The sequence below is a fragment of the Prevotella sp. oral taxon 306 str. F0472 genome, from assembly GCF_000257925.1.
In the GTDB taxonomy this organism is placed as follows: Bacteria; Bacteroidota; Bacteroidia; order Bacteroidales; family Bacteroidaceae; genus Prevotella; species Prevotella vespertina.
In genome coordinates, this window is sequence record NZ_AJIN01000064.1 from 1 (window position 1) to 18,521 (window position 18,521).

Annotated in this window: 18 protein-coding genes and 1 pseudogene; all 19 read left to right on the plus strand. The window is 38.7% G+C overall.

The features are described 5' to 3' along the window. Nucleotides 1–341: 341 nt before the first annotated feature. The 19 genes and pseudogenes from HMPREF9969_RS13070 (at nucleotide 342) to HMPREF9969_RS09925 (ending at nucleotide 18,481) form a co-directional block, all read left to right on the plus strand. Nucleotides 342–545 carry a hypothetical protein gene (locus HMPREF9969_RS13070; protein WP_232212669.1) on the plus strand — a complete coding sequence of 68 codons (204 nt, stop codon included), beginning with the start codon at nucleotides 342–344 and terminating at the stop codon, nucleotides 543–545. A 33-nt stretch (nucleotides 546–578) separates the two neighbouring features. Then, the gene (locus tag HMPREF9969_RS09840) at nucleotides 579–2,204 is read left to right on the plus strand and encodes a hypothetical protein (RefSeq protein WP_009435687.1); all 1,626 of its coding nucleotides are present in this window, start codon (nucleotides 579–581) and stop codon (nucleotides 2,202–2,204) included. Between the two features lie 288 nt (nucleotides 2,205–2,492). Next, nucleotides 2,493–2,966, plus strand: a complete 474-nt coding sequence (locus HMPREF9969_RS09845) for an HU family DNA-binding protein (RefSeq protein ID WP_009435690.1) — start codon at nucleotides 2,493–2,495, stop codon at nucleotides 2,964–2,966. A 316-nt stretch (nucleotides 2,967–3,282) separates the two neighbouring features. Next, complete coding sequence (locus tag HMPREF9969_RS09850) at nucleotides 3,283–3,849, plus strand: hypothetical protein (RefSeq protein ID WP_009435705.1); 567 nt, start codon at nucleotides 3,283–3,285, stop codon at nucleotides 3,847–3,849. Nucleotides 3,850–4,156: 307 nt separating this feature from the next. Further along, nucleotides 4,157–6,058, plus strand: coding sequence for a molecular chaperone DnaK (gene dnaK, locus HMPREF9969_RS09855; RefSeq protein ID WP_009435695.1), 1,902 nt, complete (start codon nucleotides 4,157–4,159; stop codon nucleotides 6,056–6,058). Nucleotides 6,059–6,134: 76 nt separating this feature from the next. Continuing rightward, entirely contained in the window at nucleotides 6,135–6,476 is a 342-nt protein-coding gene (locus HMPREF9969_RS09860) for a hypothetical protein (protein WP_036895646.1), read from the plus strand. Nucleotides 6,477–6,605: 129 nt separating this feature from the next. Beyond that, nucleotides 6,606–7,064 carry a DUF6078 family protein gene (locus tag HMPREF9969_RS09865; RefSeq protein ID WP_036895647.1) on the plus strand — a complete coding sequence of 153 codons (459 nt, stop codon included), beginning with the start codon at nucleotides 6,606–6,608 and terminating at the stop codon, nucleotides 7,062–7,064. Between the two features lie 129 nt (nucleotides 7,065–7,193). Beyond that, nucleotides 7,194–7,559: pseudogene (locus HMPREF9969_RS13310) on the plus strand (mobilization protein); the annotation flags it as partial. Nucleotides 7,560–7,658: 99 nt separating this feature from the next. Beyond that, entirely contained in the window at nucleotides 7,659–8,015 is a 357-nt protein-coding gene (locus tag HMPREF9969_RS09875) for a helix-turn-helix domain-containing protein (protein WP_009435684.1), read from the plus strand. Between the two features lie 11 nt (nucleotides 8,016–8,026). Beyond that, nucleotides 8,027–9,241 carry a VapE domain-containing protein gene (locus HMPREF9969_RS09880; protein WP_009435738.1) on the plus strand — a complete coding sequence of 405 codons (1,215 nt, stop codon included), beginning with the start codon at nucleotides 8,027–8,029 and terminating at the stop codon, nucleotides 9,239–9,241. 218 nt (nucleotides 9,242–9,459) lie between these two features. After that, the gene (locus tag HMPREF9969_RS09885; RefSeq protein WP_009435678.1) at nucleotides 9,460–10,350 is read left to right on the plus strand and encodes a toprim domain-containing protein; all 891 of its coding nucleotides are present in this window, start codon (nucleotides 9,460–9,462) and stop codon (nucleotides 10,348–10,350) included. Between the two features lie 143 nt (nucleotides 10,351–10,493). Beyond that, complete coding sequence (locus tag HMPREF9969_RS09890; RefSeq protein ID WP_009435726.1) at nucleotides 10,494–10,847, plus strand: plasmid mobilization protein; 354 nt, start codon at nucleotides 10,494–10,496, stop codon at nucleotides 10,845–10,847. After that, entirely contained in the window at nucleotides 10,844–11,764 is a 921-nt protein-coding gene (locus HMPREF9969_RS09895; RefSeq protein ID WP_009435723.1) for a relaxase/mobilization nuclease domain-containing protein, read from the plus strand. Before HMPREF9969_RS09890 ends, HMPREF9969_RS09895 begins: the two co-directional genes overlap by 4 nt. A gap of 2 nt (nucleotides 11,765–11,766) precedes the next feature. After that, nucleotides 11,767–12,417: a hypothetical protein gene (locus HMPREF9969_RS09900; protein ID WP_009435720.1), complete on the plus strand. Its 651-nt coding sequence runs from the start codon at nucleotides 11,767–11,769 to the stop codon at nucleotides 12,415–12,417. Nucleotides 12,418–12,662: 245 nt separating this feature from the next. Next, nucleotides 12,663–15,092, plus strand: a complete 2,430-nt coding sequence (locus HMPREF9969_RS09905; protein ID WP_009435701.1) for a hypothetical protein — start codon at nucleotides 12,663–12,665, stop codon at nucleotides 15,090–15,092. Nucleotides 15,093–15,132: 40 nt separating this feature from the next. Next, nucleotides 15,133–16,134, plus strand: coding sequence for a hypothetical protein (locus tag HMPREF9969_RS09910; protein WP_009435732.1), 1,002 nt, complete (start codon nucleotides 15,133–15,135; stop codon nucleotides 16,132–16,134). A gap of 62 nt (nucleotides 16,135–16,196) precedes the next feature. Next, nucleotides 16,197–16,415 (plus strand): helix-turn-helix domain-containing protein, encoded by a 219-nt coding sequence (locus HMPREF9969_RS09915; protein ID WP_009435717.1) that lies wholly within the window; start codon nucleotides 16,197–16,199, stop codon nucleotides 16,413–16,415. Between the two features lie 28 nt (nucleotides 16,416–16,443). Beyond that, nucleotides 16,444–17,511, plus strand: coding sequence for a Fic family protein (locus HMPREF9969_RS09920; protein WP_009435693.1), 1,068 nt, complete (start codon nucleotides 16,444–16,446; stop codon nucleotides 17,509–17,511). A gap of 10 nt (nucleotides 17,512–17,521) precedes the next feature. Beyond that, nucleotides 17,522–18,481 (plus strand): Fic family protein, encoded by a 960-nt coding sequence (locus tag HMPREF9969_RS09925; protein ID WP_009435735.1) that lies wholly within the window; start codon nucleotides 17,522–17,524, stop codon nucleotides 18,479–18,481. Nucleotides 18,482–18,521 lie beyond the last annotated feature (40 nt).

Genomic DNA, 18,521 nt, shown 5'->3' on the forward strand with positions numbered 1-18,521 from the left:
TTCTTCTTACCTTTGCCGCCGTGAAAGAATTAGCAATGACATATCAAGTGAATGAAGTACTGCAAAGAATTATCGAATTCTTTGCATCTTTTTGCACTTTATCTTTGGTCAATCCAAATAATTTGCTAACACACACACACACACACACACACACACAATATGCGCACCTAGCGTACAATAACACATTTTTTCTTCTCGCATACGCGCGCGCGAAGCGTGCCGTAACCCCTGTAAACAAAGGACTTCTAGGAGTTTCCTTTGTTTGCTTTTTTATGCCCTTTTGTGAACTCCGTTTTAAGCAAAATAAGAACGAAATAACAGCTATTTTAATCAAGAAAGTTATGAGAAAAGAACAGACTAAGAGGGATTATTCTGCACCAGAGTGTATGATAATTCAGGTAAATGAAGCCACTAATTTAATGCAAACGTCTTTCCCGAGCCAGCATAAGAAGGCTCACAAGGCTACTGGTCCAGCTGCTGCTAAGGCAAGTCAATGGAATGATGAAGACTTAGAAGATGAAACCACATCTTCATGGGAAGACTAACAGAGAGTTATTAACAAAGAGAACAAAGTAACAATGAAGAAAACAATGAAGCAACATTCATTCACATCACAACTAAAGTCCTTGGCTGTTGTATTAGGCATAGCCTTGGCTTTTACATCCTGCGCTAACGAGGATGTAGCACAGAACCCAACCAACCCCAATGAGGGTAACGACAAGAACCTAACAACTTTCGTAGCAGGTGACGAGACAAAGACCCGCACCTCATTGAATTATAACAGTAGTGACTTTTATTGGGAAGCAGGCGATTATATCTATGTAAAGGACGATGACGGCACATTACAGAAGAGCAGCAATGCCCCAACCAGCAAGGTAGCTTCTTTTAAGTATAAAGTACCGGGCAAGTTTACAGGAAATAGCTATAAGGTTTATTACTTGGGCAAGAATAGTAGCGGCAGTCAAGTAACGATCTCTACCACCCAAACACAAACAAAGCCTGATAATACAGAGCACTTCAGCACAGCAGGCGACTATGGTACAGCTACGGCAACCAAGGTGCCAAACAAACAACAATTTGCTTTTGAATTAGAGCATCAAGCAGCTTACCTTGTCTTCCAGCCTTATACAAGTAACACAATTCTGCATAACTGTTACTTGACTGGGGTAGAGGTAACTTCTGATAACGATATTGCAGAGACTTATACTGTCAACACAAGCACGGATAATCTGGATGCTTCAGCGGTTACAGGTGGCAAGAAGATTGTTTTAGAAACAAAAGACCCAACATCAGGCAGCGCTTACAACAACGGCTTCCCACTGACCAGCAACACAGCTGACGTAACCACCAATGGTGCTTACATGGTAATAAAGCCAGGCACTCATACCTTAAAGGTACGTTATTGGGTAAAAGACGTAGCAACCAACGTAGAGGGTACTATTACGAAGACTCTTCCTGCTACTGCTTATGCTTCTAACACCTACTACGATATGACAGCTAACCTTAACGTACGTAATTATGACGGCGATAAATACTACATGTGGGATGCTCAGAATCAATATTGGTATGGTTACGAATGGACAAAGAACTTGCCAGCAGGCGTAGGCCAGCCAACCCTCATTTATAGTCTTCCAGGCGCAACAAGTTCCAGCAACTACCCCAAGAGTAGTAGCGACCCTAACAATCGTTGGTACAACACAAGTTACCCAGGTAACGGCATAAGCAACCCCGCCATCCACTCATGCAAAGACCTTCCAAACGTGAACGAGATGACATGGTACGCTGGCAAGGGCGATCCTCGTTGGGACGCAGACGAATTATGGACTACTATGGGTCATTTATATAAAGGCGGCATGTGGTTTAAGAAGAAGTCCGTATTACAAGCCGAGCATCATTACGACACCGAGAAATCTGTCGACGGCACTGATTGGCGTACAAATGAAAACGATAACAACTGGTCCGCATCTAATACTCTTCCTTCCGCAGCCGATGCAAACAAATACTTCTACCTGCCCGCCTTGGGTTGCTACGGTTTCGTTGGTAAGCTGCAGAGAGTTGGCAGCCGCGGCTACTATTGGTCGTCAACTGCTAACCCTCGGAACAAGTTTAGCGCGTTCACCCTGGACTTCGAAAATGGTACCGTCAACGTGATCAGCTACAACGGCCGCGACAACGGGTTCAGGGTCGAGCCAACATTCGAATAGTCCTTGCGATTGCCCTTTTACAGGTGTCGCCCTCTAAAAGGTAAGAATTAATGCGAAAAAATATGACAAAAAGGGGTGAAATAGGCCTCTTGTAACTAGTTGATAATCAACGTATTATAGGATAGGGTATCTCGGTATAGGACAGAGACACCCTCGGTATAGGACTAAGGGTACCTCAGTATAGGACCGAGGTACCCTCTGTAACGGACCGAGATAGACTGTTGCTTGAAAATAATTTACATGCGATTTACAATAAATTTATTTATTAATCTTTAAAAGTTTGAGACTATGGCTTTTTTCAAGAAAGTGAAGAAGAAAATTACAGGTCTGTGGTATCCGCAGGTAGTAGTTGTAGGGAAGCCCGTAACGACGGACCAAGTGGCTGACCGATTGGCATTGATTTCGACGGTGAGTCGTGGTGACACGTATGCTGTGTTGAAAGACTTAGGCGAAGTGATGGCATCTTTTATGGCGGAAGGTCGCACTGTGAAACTGGAGGGTGTTGGTACGTTTTACTACACCATCAACGCCGACAAGGGCATTGCGAAGCCGGAAGAAGTGACGGCAAAGCAGATAAAGAACGTCCGTGTCCGCTTCATTCCTGAAACATCGCGCACACAAAGCAATAAAGTTGCCACTCGTTCGCTAGTGTCTGATTCTATCTACTGGGAAGAGTGGAAAGAAGATAAGGAAAAGAAAAAGGAGGAGAAAGGAAAGACGGAAAAGGAGAATAAAGAAGAGGGTGGACCAGTGGCTGGGTAAAACGGTACGCCCAACAGCCTCACCCTCAGCCCCTCTCCTGCAGAGAGGGGGGCGCCTAACGGGAGTTGGTTAGGAAATGTATCATGAGGCTTTCATAAGGATTGATTCAGATTATTAATTATTCCGTAATACCATCGTTTATATTAATTGTTAAGCCTTAATTCCATGACGATTATAATGAATTAGAAGACTTTATAGTAATAGCGACCATCTACGTGATCGCACCGTTAGCGTTAAATTATGATAATTTTAAGATATGACTCTACTTTTATCGAATATAATTTTTAATTTTGATGACCAATTAAAACATATTTGTATGAGAAAGTCTATTGTTACAATTTTGTTCATGTTGTTAGGTATGACAACATCTTTTGCGCAGAAAGTTTCTGTTCCAGAACCAGAGTTTGCAGATCAAACTTACTTGCTTACTTCTAACACAGAGTATGTGAAATTGCCACGTGAATCTGGCGTTGTTAAGACAAAAGCGGGTGCATCGTTGTATCTTGTTGGTATTGGAAAGATAAAGACACGTATTACTTTGAGTGGTCCTACTTCATCTGTAACAGTACCTGCTGGTAAGGAAGTTCGCCTTATTATTAAGGCTGCGAATAATTCAACCGACCCAGAGTCCTTTATTAATATCTTCCCATTTGAGGTAAAGGGTAAGGAACGTAGAGCACAATTGGCTGAAGCTGGAACGCTGTCTGCAACTAAAACAAACTCTCTTGGACAGATTACTTTCCAAGCAAAGAAGTATGGTAAGAGTTCATACTATATTGTTATAGAGAACCTGAAGCCAGGTGAGTATGGCATCTCTTTGGGTGATCCTGATAAACGGAATGAAAAGAATGATATGAAAGTGACGACTTTCAGTGTGAAGTAAGGTTGTCAGACCTCTACTGATATTGACAGTGCCAATGCTCTTCTTTTGGAGTGTTGGCACTGTTTGTTTATTCTTTGTTGATAAGCCCTTTAGTTAATCTTGTTGGACGAGTACATCTAATGAATGAATGTGAAGAGAGTTTGCTTTCTGCCATTCTGGCAGTTTCTTTCCGTTGGCACATCATTTGTCTAATTATTGGCGAACAATGCTGTCGGCGATAGCAGCAGGCGGTAAGGTCTGATGCTGTTGCGGCAGACAGATGTCAAGAAATGAATTACGAATAATAATAATAAAAGAATATACAATTATGGGAAAGATTATTGGAATTGACTTAGGAACAACTAACAGCTGTGTTGCTGTATTTGAAGGTAACGAGCCAGTAGTAATTGCTAACAGCGAAGGTAAGCGTACAACACCTTCTGTTGTAGGCTTCGTTGAGGGTGGCGAGCGTAAGGTAGGTGACCCTGCTAAGCGTCAGGCTATCACAAACCCAGAGAAGACCATCTACTCTATTAAGCGTTTCATGGGTGAGACCTACGACCAGTGTAAGAAAGAGGCTGAGCGTGTTCCATTCAAGGTTGTTAATGAAGGTGGCTATCCACGTGTACAGATTGACGACCGCAAATATACTCCACAGGAGATTTCTGCAATGATTCTGCAGAAGATGAAGAAGACTGCTGAGGATTACCTCGGCCAAGAAGTAACTGATGCAGTTATCACTGTACCTGCTTACTTCTCTGACTCACAGCGTCAGGCTACTAAGGAGGCTGGTCAGATTGCAGGTCTTAACGTACAGCGTATTGTGAACGAGCCTACTGCTGCAGCACTTGCTTATGGTGTTGATAAGGCTAATAAGGATATGAAGATTGCCGTATTCGACCTTGGTGGTGGTACGTTCGATATCTCAATCCTTGAGTTCGGTGGCGGTGTATTCGAGGTGCTCTCTACAAATGGTGATACTCACCTTGGTGGTGATGACTTCGATCAAGTAATCATCGATTGGTTAGTTAATGGCTTTAAGTCTGAAGAGGGTGTTGACCTCACAAAGGACCCAATGGCAATGCAACGTCTGAAGGAGGCTGCTGAGAAGGCTAAGATTGAGTTGTCAAGCTCTTCTTCTACTGAGATTAACTTGCCTTACATCACAGCTGAGGGCGGTGTTCCAAAACACTTGGTAAAGACTTTGACTCGCTCACAGTTTGAGCAGTTGGCACATAGCCTTATCCAGGCTTGTCTCGTTCCATGCCAGAATGCTATCCGCGACGCTAAGTTGCAGACATCAGATATCGATGAGGTTATCCTCGTAGGTGGTTCAAGCCGTATTCCTGCAGTGCAGACATTGGTTAAGAACTACTTTGGTAAGGAGCCTTCAAAGGGTGTAAACCCAGACGAGGTGGTTGCTGTTGGTGCAGCTATTCAGGGTGCTATCCTTAATAAGGAGAGTGGTGTTGGTGACATCGTATTGCTCGACGTAACTCCATTGACCCTCGGTATTGAGACAATGGGTGGTGTGATGACAAAGCTTATCGATGCTAACTCTACTATCCCTTGTAAGAAGAGCGAGGTATTCTCTACCGCAGCTGATAACCAGACAGAGGTTACTATCCACGTTCTGCAGGGTGAGCGTCCGATGGCAGCACAGAACAAGTCTATCGGTCAGTTCAACTTGACAGGTATTGCTCCAGCTCGCCGTGGTGTTCCACAGATTGAGGTAACATTCGACATCGATGCCAACGGTATCCTTAACGTATCTGCTAAGGACAAGGCAACAGGTAAGGAGCAAAGCATCCGCATCGAGGCTTCAAGCGGTCTGAGCGAGGAGGAAATCAACCGTATGAAGGCTGAGGCTGAGCAAAACGCTGCAGCTGATAAGGCAGAACGTGAGAAGATTGACAAGCTGAACCAAGCTGACTCAATGATCTTCACCACCGAGAACTTCTTGAAGGACAATGGTGACAAGGTCCCAGCCGACCAGAAGTCAGGCATCGAGTCTGCTCTCCAGCAGCTCAAGGATGCTCACAAGTCAGCTGACGTTGCAGCCATTGACACAGCTATCAACAACCTCAACACTGTTATGCAGGCAGCCAGCCAACAAATGTATCAAGGTGCAGGTGCACAGCCAGGCGCAGATGCAGGTCAGCAGGCACAGCAAGAGCAGCCAAAGCAGGACGAAACAATTCAAGACGCAGATTTTGAGGAAGTGAAGTAAAGAATAGGTATATACGAGGGATAGATAAGCATATCTTGTCTATTCCTCATTTTTTCTAATCTTTAATATATAAATCATGTTTACTAATCCAGAAGAAGCAGGAGCGGTCAGAAGCGTAAATGGTCTTTCCGAAGAAGAAAAAAATGCAATACACAGTTTCTTACAAGGAGCAGTTTATTGCTGGTGTAATAACAATCGCAACAAATGGTTCTCTATGCGAGATTTCATGGGAGGTGCTAATTTCTACTGGGAAGGAACGCCTTTAATAGCACTCTACGAGATGTATAAGGATGAAACGGCTGCAGGACAAGCCGCTGGCAGGTTATTGAAGTTTGTTATCAACAAAGATAAACGAAACTTCGAAACAAAGAAAGAAGAACTCATTAGAAAGTATAAATGGATAGGAGATGAAATTTGATTCTCATTTGTGATTAATAAGTGTTTCCACTGCATATTGGCGAAGTGGAAACACTTATTATTTTTCCATTACTCTACTAATAGCTTCACACCGAAAGGAACAAAACCGACATACCTAACCAACTCCCTCATGACCCTTGAAGAATACAACCAATTACCCTACGACTATGCGCACTGTGCTGGAACTCACTGCGAGAAAGCCAGCCAATGCTTACACCACACCGCCTACAAGATGCTCGAAATGGGTGGACGGGAGCAGTATATGATGGTGAACACGAATGTGATTGCGGATAAGAAGCCTTGTCCGTTCTTCGACCCTAACAACAAGGAACGTTTTGCATGGGGAATATCACGAATATATGACAATGTGCGGGTGGCTGATTTAAGTGATATCCGACAAAATCTCATCTACACCTTTGGCCGCACAGCCTATTATCGGATTAAACGAAAGGAGCGTGTACTGACAGAAAGTGAGCAAAAGGAGATAAGAGATATCTTCACAGATATGGGCTACGACGGTTCTTCAATTGAGTTCGACAGCTATGAAGAACAATACCCTACACTTATGCGTACCTACAAGCGTGTATAAAATAAAACATCTTCTCAGTATTAAGCGAAAGTTTCAACAGTTTGGAACTCTAATTTCATCAGTATGAAACTCCAGTTTCATTATATTGAAACTCTAGTTTCATTCTTATGAAAATAATTAGTTTATAAAGAGCAAAACAAAGCTATAGCTATTAAATATACTCAACTATAGTTCGCACCTTATGTTTCTAACAAATATTTGCTCAAGCTTTGTGAATATATAGAGTTGTACTCCGCTAAACTTCCCTTATCACACGTTGAACCAATTAATATCAAAGGTTTAGTTGCCTTAGACCTGTTTCATTTTGGTTGGAATATATGGAACCATTTTAGAGTTGGCAAACAAGATGAAATTTCGCAGTTTCTTAAGCAGGTTTTTGCCACCACATTCAAAGATGTAGAAGTTGGAAGCATAAAAAGTCACCTCCGTGATGATGAGAAGAAAGGCACTATACCTATTGTACAAAGCCTTTCAGACCACCAAATAACAGAATAACACTCAAACCTATTGTGTTTTTATAGTGTTTCTTCAGTGTCTTAGGACACAGAGGAAACACTTTTTTCATTTGCACCGTAAAAATCAAAAACAAGTATTATGGTACAAAATGAAATCACTTTTGAGAACTTGCCAAAGGCAGTTGCTCACTTAGTCAGCGAAGTTGCTGAAATCAAGAATTTAGTATGTAAAGGACAAACACCAGTTGCCCCTCCCAAACGTATTCCTATTGGAATAGATGATGCGTGTAAACTAATAGGGAAAGCCAAGCCCACAGTTTACACCTTAGTACGTAAACGCTTACTACCTTGTTATAAAAATGGTAAGCATCTCTATTTTTTTGAAGATGAGTTGTTGGCATGGATTGAAGGAGGTAAGAAAAAGACTGTTGACGAAATCAACGGGGAGGCAAAAGCTTTTATTTCTGAGAAACATTCTGATTCTTCCCTTTTATAAATATATGCATTATGGAAAAGGAAAGAACTGAAGGGCGAGCCAAGCAATCTAAGAATGAACGCATAGAGCAATTCTTGAAAGAACATTATGCTTTTCGCTTTAATACAGTTAAAAGTAGAACAGAGTTTCGAGAACAAGATTCTAATACTTCATTCCGTCCTCTTACTAAATATGATATTAATTCTATGCGTCGGCTGGTAGATGGGACTTTGGGAATATATACTCCAGCAGATAATATTCGAGCAATATTGGAGAGCGACTTTTGCAATAAAGTTAACCCGATTCGTGAGTATTTGTTGAATCTTCCAAAGCCTAAAGGTGAAGATAAATCTGAAATCATAAGGTTGGCAAATTGTGTTGTGGTGAGAAATCCCGATAAATGGCAGCATTATTTTGTAAAATGGCTTGTTGCAGTCGTAGCCAATGCTATGGATGATTTACAGTGTCGTAATCATACATGTTTAGTTCTTACAGGTGAACAAGGAAAATTCAAAACAACTTTCCTTGATTTACTCTGTCCAGAAGAACTGAAGAGTTATCTTTTCACAGGAAAGATTGACCCACAAGGAAAAGATGTACAAACACTGATTGCGGAATATCTTTTTATCAATATTGACGACCAGCTAAAAGCACTCAATAAAAGGGATGAGAATGAATTGAAGAATCTGATAACGACACCAAGAGTAAAATATCGTAGACCATACGACACTTACATCGAAGAGTATCCACATCTGGCAAGCTTTATGGCATCTGTTAATGGTAATGATTTTCTAACAGATCCGACAGGAAGTCGTCGCTTCCTGCCTTTTGAAGTTGAACATATTGATATTGACGCAGCTAAAGAGATTGATATCAACAAGGTGTACTCCGAGGTAGTTGAATTGTGGAGAGTTGACTATCATTATTGGTTCAATGAAGAGGAAATAGCCGAACTGCATCAAGAGAGCGAAGGGTTTCAAGTGCAGACTGTTGAGTATGAAATGCTTCTTAAAGGCATGGAAAAGCCAGCAGCAACCGAAGAGAGTTATATGACCACTTCTGAAATCCTAAACTATTTGCGTGGATACACAACGCTTAACCTAAGTGAAAGGAGAATGGGAGAAGCCTTGAAAAAGGCTGGTTTCTTGCGAAAATCCAAAAGGATAGGTGGTAATCCAATGTATGTTTATCATATACGCAAGATTGTTCCAAATCCCTTTATTCAAAGTTACAATACTAATTATTAATACTACTTTACTACAAAGAGAGATAAAGCATTGAAAGAAAAAAGGTTAGACCGTAGTAAATAATGATATAAGGTATTACTACCTCATTACTACCAACCTACCATATACATGTGCAATGATTACTACAAAGATAGTTAGTACTACATATTTTTCTTTCATTGCCAATGACTTACAAGAATATCACATTGTAGTAAGTACTAAACTTAAAAGTTACAAGTATGACAATAAATGAAATTAAAGTAATATCAATTAAAGATTACTTAGGTAGTATGTCTATATACCCTATAAAGAATTATGGCTATTACGGAATGTATAAAAGTCCATTCCGAAATGAACATACTCCAAGTTTCAAAGTTGATTATAATCAAAATCTATGGTATGACTTTGCACTTGATGAAGGTGGAAGTCTTATAGATTTAGTTATGAAATTACATAATTGCAGTTTAATACAAGCTATAGAGTTGTTTAATGGCAAACAAAATATCCTGCCTAAATTATCCATAGCTAATAGCAAAACAAATTCTCCAAGCCAATCACGTATAGAGATTATCGGCTCTACCAACTTATGTCATCCGAATCTCATAGAATATTTCACACATAGAGGAATCAATCTGAACATTGCGAAAAAATATTGTAGGGAAATCCATTATAGAATTGGTGATAGGAGTTTTTACGCAATAGGATTTCCAAACAATTCTTATGGGTATGCGTTGCGCAATCCATACTTCAAAGGGTGTTTGCCTCCTTCCGATATCTCGTATGTTCCCAGTCCTTCGGAACAAATCAATCTGTTTGAAGGTTTTATAGATTATCTTAGTCTGCTTACGATGAGTCCAGATGAAGAGAAGAAAGCTGCACTGATACTTAACTCGATTAATAATATCAAAAAGTCAAGATCTTTCCTTTCAAAGCACAAGTTCGTCTATTCATATTTAGATAATGATGAAGGAGGAAAGCGAACTTTAGAACAACTCAAAAGAGACGGTTTTGATGTTCAAGACTGCTCTTATGTCTTCCAGAATTATAAAGACCTAAATGAGTATTTATGTGCTGAATTCAAGCATTCAGAGAAAGCAAAAAATAAGAAAATCAAAGGGATTAAGCTATGATTGTAGGATTTGCTTTGCATAATCTGTTTTTCGGGGAGCAAGTTTATGTTTTGGGCATACCAAAACCACTTGCTCCACCTCCTGACAGTCGTTGCAGAGGATTATCCCGCTGGTCTCCATTAAATCAAATAAAAGAAACAAGTATGATAAAAACAGAATATAAAAAAGGTGGTCGTCCAACCAAGGGCGTAGCCGAAAAGAAAAAATACCGCATCACGGTGAAACTGAATACGCAGGATTACTATACGCTCAAAGGCAAAGCCAAAGGCGCAGGAGTAACCATGAGTGAGTTTGTAAGGAAAGTTCTTGATAAAGGAAATGTCATTGAACGACTGACCGTAGAGCAAGCAGACTTCATCCGCAAGCTGTGCGGCATGGCAAATAATCTCAATCAGTTGGCACATCGTGCCAATGCAGAAGGATTTCATACCATTGCTCCTTTCCATAAAATCATCATTAGCAAGATAGATGAAATATTAAATCTGATACGAAGATGATAGCCAAAATTATGAAAGGTTCGGGCTTCAAGGGTGTTATTAATTACATCCTTGACCCGAAGAAAGGAACAGAACTCATTGATAGTTCTGGAGTGAGGACAGACAGTATCAACCATATTGTTCAGAGCTTTATTGACCAAACGGAACTGAATCCAAGAGTGAGAAAAGTTGTCGGACATATCTCTCTGAGTTTCTCTGTGCAGGATTCTTCCAGATTAAGCAACGAGTTCATGGTACAAATGGCTCGTGAGTATATGGAGAAGATGGGGATAAAAGATACACAGTACATTATCGGTCGCCACTTCGACAAGGAACATCCGCACATTCATATCGCTTTCAACCGAATAGATAACAACGGCAAGACTATCTCTGACCGTAACGATAGATTCAGAAGTGAGAAGATCTGCAAGGAACTGACCGCCAAATATGGTTTGTACTTCGCTGGTAGCAAGGAGAACGTCAAGGAATACCGTCTGAAAGAACCTGACAAGACCAAGTATGAAATCTATCAGGCGTTGAAAGTAGAGATTGGTCAGTGCAGGAATTGGAAAGACCTTCTTGCTCACTTGAAAAAGCAAGATATTGATGTCCGCTTTAAGTTCAAAAGCAACTCACAGGAGATGCAGGGTATCATCTTTGAAAAGAACGGTTATCATTTCAATGGCTCTAAAGTGGATATGGGGTTCAGTTATTCCAAGATAGACTTTGCCCTGCAACAGAATAACAGGGAACACGAACAGCAGACACAAGGAATGATAAATCTCATATCCAATGTTGCAAGTGTTACGAGCGAAATTACCAACAACCTCATAGAAGGAGGATTGGATTTGTTTCAAACTCATGGTACTGTCCCTGCAGAGGTTTACAACACACTCGATAAAAAGAAGAAAAAGAAAAAACGTAAAATACATTTATAACTATGGCTAATAATAATACATTTGTCCTCTTTGAGGAAATCAAGAACAAACTGGAGACAATTTACAGGGAGCTAAAGGAGTTGAAAGAAAAGGAGAACAGTTCTGTTTCTCTCCCTGCTACATCTACAACCGTACAAAGTGACGAACAGAAGGGCCAGGATTTGCTCAATCAGTATGAACAGCGAACTAAAGAAGTGATTAACAAGTATATTGGTGTACAAGTGCGCATCAAGGACGAGGAAGCCAAATCCATTGTTAAGTTGGTGGCAAGTGTCTTGACTATGTTACACGAATGGCAGGAGCAGAAAGAACATCCACAACCTCAAGAACAGATTCACAGACACAGTTTTGACATCAAGTCCTCGAAAGTTTTTACTTATATGGCTGTGACAACTGCCGTATGTTTTATTTCTTTGGTCGGCAATTACTTCCTATGGCAAAGCAAACAGCAATACAAAGACGATGCCTTGAAATTTCGTATCATCAGAGTATGGCGAGGTTGTAGCCCTAAGGAAATCCTATGGCTTAACGATGTGTTTGACATTCATCGGAACAAAACTGCAATCAAAAATATTAAGAAGCAAATAGATGGTTATGAATTAGGATTAAAGCAGAAAGCAGATAGTCTGATGCAAAGAAAAATAGTTGATTAATCAAATAAAAGGCATACGATATAAAAGAGGGGAAATAAATCCTCTTTTATATCGTATATCAAATTAAATTTGTTATTTTTGTAAATCATAAGCAAATTGATATGAAAACTCCAAACAATCGTATAAAGGCAGTACTTAGCAAGAAAGGGAAAGTTACATGGTAGTGCTCAACTTGTTAAAGATTTGTTTGAAAAGCATCTAAGATATTTGTAATTTAGCATAATATATGTGATTTATTTTTGTAAATGAAAGAATTAAGTTTTTTAGATAAATACGACAAACAGCAGGCTTTATCATGTATATCATACATGATGGGGATGAAGGAAAACTCTGCATGGAAATACAATCTTGCAATTATTCAACGATATATATTAGAAAACAGCAATGGCGATATGCCTATTGATGTTACATTTTTAAAGAAAGAATTTTATGAGCTTATACCAAAAGGTGTAACAGATGAAGTTCAAGCTAATCTGTGTATAGATCAGTGTATAACAGAGGACAGATCTTATAGTGTATATGCCTTGATGAGCGAAGGTGAGCAATATGCTATTCGCAGAATGGACATGATAGCCAGAAAATATGAGGTGAATGATAAGTTAATGAGAATAGGGCGCGTTATGCTAGATATCTCGGATATAATATGTGAAAGATTTGGGTACGGGCGATATGAATTAGGTGAATTATGCAATGAATATTTTATTTTTCCTAATAACAAAGAACTAAAGAATAATCCTTTGTTATTTTCAGACCGTGATATTTTAAAAATTCTAAAAGGTTATAATTTAGATGATAAAAGTTTGGAAATAATGGTTTATGAAAAGGATAAGCCTTTTTCAGATTTGAGTATATATAAAAATCAATTAAGTGGACCACTGGAATGGTATCCTCTTTACAAAACCCAAACAGGCTATTTAGTACTATCTCCTTATGCTTTGTTACTCTGTGCGCATTCTTTTTTCTTTAAGTCATTAGTTAATAACGTGGGTAAAGAAAATTTTGAAGATGCTTATGGTAGAATATGTTTGGAAGAAATTGCCATAAAGCTTGACAATTGTGAAGAACTCCAGGGTATAAAACAATATTCTGATGTAGAGAATATTGTTTATAGGTTGGATATAGATAAATACGCCAGCTTTACCTTTGTTACGAATATTCCTGATAGAATAGAGTTAGACAAAATGTTTGAGACCGAGAGGGTTACTGATGAACTTTCGTCTCGAATCATAGAATGCCTTATCAATAATGAGTCCCAAATAAAATCTATAAGCAATGTAAGTAAAGTCCTTAATATTATCGTTTTTTGTGGACCAAAGGTATTTGGATCGTTCTGCTCAACAATTGCAGCTATCGGATTAGTGTTCTCTGTCGATCAACTTGGATGGATAGTAGAGCTTTTAAATAAAGGATTGTATAATCTTTACTGGTTTCTAGAGGATAAAAGAAAGATAAGATTTGCACCGATAAATAATGATTTTGAGATTTTTGGCTTTTATTATAAACATGAGATGACATTTTATGTAGATGATGATATAGCAATTCCAACAGGATTAACTATCTCTGGTAATCCATTACTTTACGACATATATAAGTTCTTATGGGAAAAGGATGAACATGTGGAATATATTTGCAGTAAGCTTGAAACTGTGAAGCATTTAGCAGATTTTGCTGATGAAGTACCATTTTATATAAATTCCCGGAGTAAGAATGACGGTAGCTATTTATTGGTGAAACTTCGTGATGCGGATATGTTGCTGTTTTATAGTTTTAATAAATATGCTCAAATCTCTGCTCAAATAGCAAAGAGCATTGGCATGTGGCTATTTATAATAGAAGAAAAGTTTAATATCCATGTATTAAGGTGTCCTGTAACCATATTTATTAATTTAACAGAAAATGGCACTTTTAATTTTTCTCATTTTAAGAGAAATGAACTAAGAATAGACATATCTCTATCTGATATAAATAATTTGAATATTGATGAATATTATATAGTTAAAGGGCTATGTGAAGTGTTCATGAACAAGAGGCTTGCTGGTAGAAATTTTACTATGGATCATTTAAAACAAGTATTTTTAGAAACTGGTGGTCATCTTTTGTTTGACGAATCTCAAGGTTCAATTGCAGTGATTGACGATGGTCTAAAGGAGTGCATGACTATCAGTAAACGTTTCAATAATGTTGTATTAACTAACATTCAAGAGCATTTTAACTGGTCCCCCCAAGGGGTCAAGTATAATATACAAGATTCAAAGAAAATAGTAAAAGATATTATTACATATTTGAATCAGCTCTTGAGGCCACTACTTGAGAAACTGTCAAAAAGAGGAGAACTGATAAAGTTATTGGAACTGCATCATGGGCAATTATTCTGGCTGGCTTTAACAAATAGCCGATACATATATTATAAGAGGATATATGATTATATTGGAATTCATGAGACAAAACAGCATACTTTTGAACAAGGTTATCAGGAAACTAATGCACTATGTAAATGGATAATTGAACAGATTGTCCTTGGACAACCATTTAATGAGAATAAGTTGGAATCAGTTGATGAAATATACTATGCCTTCTCTATAGCTCATCAATTGGAAGTGTTCAGTACGTTTATGGATATATTGAATAATACTCACGATGATAATGACGGAATAGAAATATTGGAGATATGGTAGAATTGCAAAATTATCAGCCATAGATGATATAAATAAATATATGATAGACTTTAGTCGCGAGCAGTTTTATGAGCAGGAGCGTCTAATAAAGATGGGTATTCATGTGCCAGATTTTGAAATAGATATAAAAGATAAGACCTTTGAACGAGCCTTTGTTGCTGAATATGGAATAAGTTATAGCGATTATAAGAATATAATAACTAAATCTATAGATTTGGTAAATGAAGAGAATGTAGTAATAGCAAATTTTGAGCTGCAAACCTTTATTGATTATGTTTTTAATAATGGTATAGGTACAGATAAATACCAACCTTTTAAAGAACATTTTATGCTATATGGTGAGTTAGCACAACAAATAGGGCGTGATAAAAAGTTTAATTTTTCAGATACTTATGCCACTCGTCATAATAGAAAATTAGAACTTGCTACCCGACCTTGGATAATATATGACGGACATGTACTTTATTCATATAAATCTATATATCGTTCACACATTGTCTTGTACGAAAGGATAAGGAATGGTCGCTTATCATGTTCATCAAAGGAAATGACAACATTTGAAAATAAGGTAAATGATAAGAAAGGTAAAGCCTTTAATGAAGCAGTGTTTGTTTTCCTGAGTAAAGAACTTCCTAATTCTGATATTAAGAAGGAAGTAAAAATTGGGAAAAATGAGGTTTTGGTAAATGAAGATAAAAATATAGGCGATTTTGATTTATTACTAAAAAATGATGAAAATAAAGTGATAGTAGGCATTGAGTTAAAAGACTTTATAGAATGCCGCACACCCTATGAGTTCTTGTGTGCAATAAAGACATATAGATATAAACTTATTCATGTTTACGAGCGATGTGAGTGGTTGGATAAAGAAAAAATGCAACTAAAGAAGATTTACCCATCTATGGATGAAGCTTATCGTATAAAAATGATATTTATGACACATCATAAATCTTCGCATAAATATATGGAGAAAATGGAACACGGGGTTGTAGAAATGTCATTGCTTGAAATTATAGAGAATCCCTCAATTTTGTTTGAGTAAACTCCTCATTTTTTGTTTATCAAATAATATTTGTTATTTTTGTAATTGATAAGGGAATAATTATGAAAACTCCAAACAATCGAATCAAAGAGGCACTTAATGAGAAGGGTATTAAGCAGACGTGGTTAGCAGAGCAATTGGGCAAGAGCTTTGCAATGGTCAATGCCTATGTGGGCAACCACCGTCAACTGAGTCTTGATATGATTGCTCAGATAGCCGATATATTGCAAGTTGAGCCAATTGACCTTATTGTGTTTGTGGATAAGAAAGTAAAGAATTAATGTTGGGACATTTAATTTAGGTAGCAAGATGACTGACTTTGAAAAATATATCCGGCAGAGCGAACCGCATAAACGAGAGAAAGGTTATGCGTGGCAGACTGCTATTGGTTTGCAGGCTGTTGATGGGCTGAAGACTTCAGACTATCTGCTTCAAACAGCTCGTCAACATATTGAGGGCGATATTACGATTGGAGAGGTAAAGCAGCTTGTCAATAGCTATTATGAGTCGAAGACTGCCCGTAAGGACGTAGAAGACAGAACAGAGGAAGCAGATAAAGTATCGGCTCGTATCACCGAATTGCTGTCTGAGCAGAGTTTTACATTCTCGCCATTAGAATATATTTCTATTCATCGCCGATTGTTTGAAGGCATCTATGAACACGCCGGTAAGATAAGAGATTACAATATTACCAAAAAAGAATGGGTACTGAATGGAGAAACTGTGCTATATGCAGGTGCGGATAGTATTCGTGAGACGCTGGATTATGACTTTGCCCGTGAAAAGGAATACAATTATAGACACCATGACACAATGGAAGCCGTGAATCATATTACTCAATTTATTTCAGATCTTTGGCAAATTCACCCTTTCGGTGAGGGTAATACTCGTACAACGGCAGTCTTCACTATCAAGTATCTGCGCACATTTGGTTTTGACATCAGCAACGAAACCTTTGCTCACTATTCGTGGTACTTTCGCAATGCACTGGTTCGTGCCAACTATAACAATATGCCTAAAGGGATTTTTGCGACAACACAATATCTTGAGACGTTCTTCCGTAACCTGATATTAGATGAACAGAATGAATTGAAGAATAGATACCTGCACGTGTCGGCAGAAAGTCAAAGTGCAACAGGTAATGACCCAAAGTGCAATATTTGCACTTTGAATTGCACTTTAGAAGAATTAGCATTACTCAACTTTATTAAAGAGAAACCGAATGCAACGCAAAAAGAAATAGCTGTGCATATCGGAAAATCAGAACGAACGGTAAAGACGATGACCGTAAAATTATCTGTACAAGGTATTCTTGAACGCAAAAACGGTCGGCGCAATGGCTATTGGGATATAAAAAATAGTAAAACGGACAACTAAATTCCCATTTATGGAAGAGAAGAAAGAACAACATAAGAAATCAATTCGTTTTTTCAACGACTGTGAAGTTAGGGCGGTGTGGGACGAGGAACAAAACTGTTGGTGGTTTTCAGCAACAGATATTGTTCGTGCTATTAACAATGAACCGGACTATACTAAAGCTGGTAACTATTGGCGTTGGTTAAAACGTAAGTTAAAACAAGAAGGCATTGAACTCGTGAGTGCCACTCACGACTTCAAGTTTGAAGCTCCTGATGGGAAGTTACGCGTGGCAGATGTTCTTAATAGTGAGAATGTTGTATTGTTGGCAAAGAACTACCCCAACAATCGTGCTAATGACTTTCTTGATTGGTTTACCTACAGCGACAACACCATTGATGGGCAGAGCAAGAAGAAAACCTACCAACTCTTTGAGAGCGACCTTTTAAAAACGGCAGAGCCTGGGAGCATTAAGTGTCTGCAACAGATTCACGCTTATCTCTTTGGTGGCCTTTACAACTTTGCAGGGCAGATACGTACCAAGAATATTTCCAAAGGAGGTTTTACTTTCGCTAATTGTATGCACTTCCCCGAAACTCTGCAAACAATAGAGCGAATGCCCGAAACTACTTTTGATGAGATGATGGATAAGTATGTAGAGATGAAAATTCGTGCCAATGAGTACCATGTGAACTCGTTCACTAATGGTCGAGTGCAGCCGAATTTATGCAACGTAGCTCATCCTTTTATGGAGGGTAATGGTCGTAGCACTCGCATTTGGCTTGACCTTATGCTGAAGCGTTCTCTCAAGCGGTGTGTGGATTGGAGTCAGATAAACAAGAACGAATATCTTACTGCCATGCGCGAGAGTGTGTCTGATAGTACACACATCAAGGCTTTAGTACAGCCTGCACTCACCACCAAGATTCATGACCGAGAAATGTTCATGAAAGGTATTGATTACTCATACTATTACGAACAAAGTGAGTGATACATAAGATGAGACTTTATTTCCACAGTTAAAAATTACG

Excerpts from the sequence above, each read along its gene's own strand:
- HMPREF9969_RS09840 (WP_009435687.1), top strand. The coding sequence starts at position 579 with ATGAAGAAAACAATGAAGCAACATTCATTCACATCACAACTAAAGTCC.
- HMPREF9969_RS09875 (WP_009435684.1), top strand. The coding sequence starts at position 7,659 with ATGGTACAAAATGAAATCACTTTTGAGAACTTGCCAAAGGCAGTTGCT.
- HMPREF9969_RS09860 (WP_036895646.1), top strand. The coding sequence starts at position 6,135 with ATGTTTACTAATCCAGAAGAAGCAGGAGCGGTCAGAAGCGTAAATGGT.
- HMPREF9969_RS09900 (WP_009435720.1), top strand. The coding sequence starts at position 11,767 with ATGGCTAATAATAATACATTTGTCCTCTTTGAGGAAATCAAGAACAAA.
- HMPREF9969_RS09920 (WP_009435693.1), top strand. The coding sequence starts at position 16,444 with ATGACTGACTTTGAAAAATATATCCGGCAGAGCGAACCGCATAAACGA.
- HMPREF9969_RS09910 (WP_009435732.1), top strand. The coding sequence starts at position 15,133 with ATGATAGACTTTAGTCGCGAGCAGTTTTATGAGCAGGAGCGTCTAATA.
- HMPREF9969_RS09890 (WP_009435726.1), top strand. The coding sequence starts at position 10,494 with ATGATAAAAACAGAATATAAAAAAGGTGGTCGTCCAACCAAGGGCGTA.
- HMPREF9969_RS13070 (WP_232212669.1), top strand. The coding sequence starts at position 342 with ATGAGAAAAGAACAGACTAAGAGGGATTATTCTGCACCAGAGTGTATG.
- HMPREF9969_RS09885 (WP_009435678.1), top strand. The coding sequence starts at position 9,460 with ATGACAATAAATGAAATTAAAGTAATATCAATTAAAGATTACTTAGGT.
- HMPREF9969_RS09865 (WP_036895647.1), top strand. The coding sequence starts at position 6,606 with ATGACCCTTGAAGAATACAACCAATTACCCTACGACTATGCGCACTGT.
- HMPREF9969_RS09880 (WP_009435738.1), top strand. The coding sequence starts at position 8,027 with ATGGAAAAGGAAAGAACTGAAGGGCGAGCCAAGCAATCTAAGAATGAA.
- HMPREF9969_RS09925 (WP_009435735.1), top strand. The coding sequence starts at position 17,522 with ATGGAAGAGAAGAAAGAACAACATAAGAAATCAATTCGTTTTTTCAAC.
- HMPREF9969_RS09905 (WP_009435701.1), top strand. The coding sequence starts at position 12,663 with ATGAAAGAATTAAGTTTTTTAGATAAATACGACAAACAGCAGGCTTTA.
- dnaK (WP_009435695.1), top strand. The coding sequence starts at position 4,157 with ATGGGAAAGATTATTGGAATTGACTTAGGAACAACTAACAGCTGTGTT.
- HMPREF9969_RS09845 (WP_009435690.1), top strand. The coding sequence starts at position 2,493 with ATGGCTTTTTTCAAGAAAGTGAAGAAGAAAATTACAGGTCTGTGGTAT.
- HMPREF9969_RS09915 (WP_009435717.1), top strand. The coding sequence starts at position 16,197 with ATGAAAACTCCAAACAATCGAATCAAAGAGGCACTTAATGAGAAGGGT.
- HMPREF9969_RS09895 (WP_009435723.1), top strand. The coding sequence starts at position 10,844 with ATGATAGCCAAAATTATGAAAGGTTCGGGCTTCAAGGGTGTTATTAAT.
- HMPREF9969_RS09850 (WP_009435705.1), top strand. The coding sequence starts at position 3,283 with ATGAGAAAGTCTATTGTTACAATTTTGTTCATGTTGTTAGGTATGACA.